At 67.7% G+C, this 2,136-nt stretch carries 2 protein-coding genes; both read left to right on the forward strand.

The genetic code is table 11. From position 1 onward, the window contains the following. Positions 1-46 precede the first annotated feature (46 nt). Positions 47-1,039 (forward strand): LysR family transcriptional regulator, encoded by a 993-nt coding sequence (locus AC1D15_RS28470; protein ID WP_082004304.1) that lies wholly within the window; start codon positions 47-49, stop codon positions 1,037-1,039. Between the two features lie 84 nt (positions 1,040-1,123). Then, positions 1,124-1,990 (forward strand): alpha/beta hydrolase, encoded by an 867-nt coding sequence (locus tag AC1D15_RS28475; RefSeq protein ID WP_465111796.1) that lies wholly within the window; start codon positions 1,124-1,126, stop codon positions 1,988-1,990. Positions 1,991-2,136 lie beyond the last annotated feature (146 nt).

Genomic DNA, 2,136 nt, shown 5'->3' on the forward strand with positions numbered 1-2,136 from the left:
GTTATAAAGTAGCGTTTTGCGGAATGACTGTTCAGGATTCAAGACAATGGACACCATCAAAGCCATGCAAGCCTTCGTCGGCGTGGTCAACACCGGCGGTTTCACCAGTGCAGCGGAGTTGCTGAACATGCCGAAGGCGACGCTCTCGGCCAGCGTGGCCGAGCTGGAAGGCCACCTGAAGGTGCGGCTGCTGCACCGCACGACGCGCAAGGTGTCGGTGACGGCAGACGGCGCCGCCTATTACGAGCGCTGCGTTCGCATCCTCGAGGATCTTCGTGACGCCGAGGAGTCGTTCTCGTCCAGCCAGGCCTCGCCGCGCGGCAAGCTGCGGGTCGACGTGAGCACCGCGGTGGCGAGCCGGCTGCTCATCCCGCTGCTGCCGTCGTTCTTCGAGCGCTACCCCGACATCGAGCTGGAGCTGGGCTGCAGCGACCGGCCGCTGAACCTGCTGAGCGAGGGTATCGACTGCGCGCTGCGCGTCGGCGAGGTGTCGGACCCGTCGGTGGTGGTGCGCCGGGTCGGCACGATGAACCTGGTGACCTGCGCGACCACCGGCTATCTGGCGCGCCACGGCCGCCCGGAGCACCCGCTCGACCTGAAGAAGCACACCTGCCTGAACTATTTCTCGCTGCGCACCGGCCAGGTGTTCGACTGGGAGTTCGTGCGCAACGGCGAGCGCATCCTGCTGCCGGTGGACAGCCCGCTGACGCTGAACGATTCCAACGCCTACGTCGACGCCTGCCTGGCGGGCCTGGGCGTCGGCCGGCTGCCGACCTACATGTTCCGCCAGTACCCGAGCTGCGGGGTGCTGGAGCTGCTGATGTGCGACTGGCTGTCGGACGAGATCCCGTTCCACGTCGTGTACCCGTCGAACCGCCACCTGTCGTCGAAGGTGCGGGTGTTCGTCGACTGGGTGGCCGAGATCCTGGAGCACCACACCGGCATGAAGATGTGCCACGAGGCGCGCGCCGAGCGCGAGAAGAGCGGCATCAAGCTGCCCAACAAGACGGTGCAGCTGCTCGAAGCGCAGGCGCATTGAGCCGAACGCGAACTATGGCCACTTGAACGCGGGGAGCGTGATCCGGGGATTCAAGCAAAGGGCGCTGCAGCCGAAGATCTGGCCATGCAGCTCCCCTATGCCCTCACCCGTGCCGGCTGGCCTGCCGCCGCGCTGACCGCGTTCGCCGCGGTGGCCGGCGACCGGCTGATCGACACGCAGCAGCGCAAGTGGATCTTCCGGCCGAACAAGCGCAACCGCTGGTCGCAGGCACGCGCGCTGCGCCGGCTCTCGGACATGCAGGAGGTGTGGATCGGCTTCGACTCGCAGCTCAGCGGGCAGCCGGTGCGGCTGCATGGCCTGTGGCTGGCGAACCCCGATCCGAAGGCGCCGTTGATGCTGTACCTGCACGGCGCGCAGCACGAGGTGACCTGCAGCGCCGAGCGCATGCGCCGGCTGCAGCGGCTCGGGTTTTCGGTGCTGGCGATCGACTACCGCGGCTTCGGCAAGAGCGGCGGCGAGCTGCCGTCCGAGGCCAGCGCCTATGAAGACGCCCGCGCCGCGTGGCAGTGGCTCGGCGCCCGGCAACCGGGCCAGGCGCGCTACCTCTTCGGCCACTCGCTGGGCGGTGCGATCGCGATCCACCTGGCGTCCGAGGTCGACGACGCGGCCGGGCTGATCATCGAGAGCAGCTTCACGTCGCTGTCCGACGTGGTCGCGAGCTTCAGCTTCGGCTGGTCGGCGGTGCGCCGCTTCATCACGCAGCGTTTCGACGCGGCGCAGAAGATCGGCGCGGTGCGGGCCCCGGTGCTGGTGGTGCATGGCGACGACGACCAGCTGATCCCGCATGCACTGGGTCGCGCGCTGTACGACGCGGCGGTGTCGGCCAAGCGCTTCGTGCTGGTGCCGGGCGGGTCGCACCACGACACGCATGCGGTCGGCGAAGCGCCGATGCGGCAGGCGCTGTCGGAGTTGTTCGGGCTGCCGGCCTGACACCGGCCGAGCCTACAAGCGCATTCGCGACGCAGGCGTGGAAGAGCCATCCTTGAAAGTCAGGAACCAGACTTCAGCGGCAAGCTCTTGGTCCGCACATCGCTCGGGGCAAATGACTTTCAGCATCTTTGTCCCCTCCTCGGTGG

The organism is Rhizobacter sp. P2_H2 (assembly GCF_056403375.1).

Bases quoted from the DNA above. Each gene is read 5' to 3' on its own strand.
- AC1D15_RS28470 (WP_082004304.1), top strand. From the start codon at position 47: ATGGACACCATCAAAGCCATGCAAGCCTTCGTCGGCGTGGTCAACACC.
- AC1D15_RS28475 (WP_465111796.1), top strand. From the start codon at position 1,124: ATGCAGCTCCCCTATGCCCTCACCCGTGCCGGCTGGCCTGCCGCCGCG.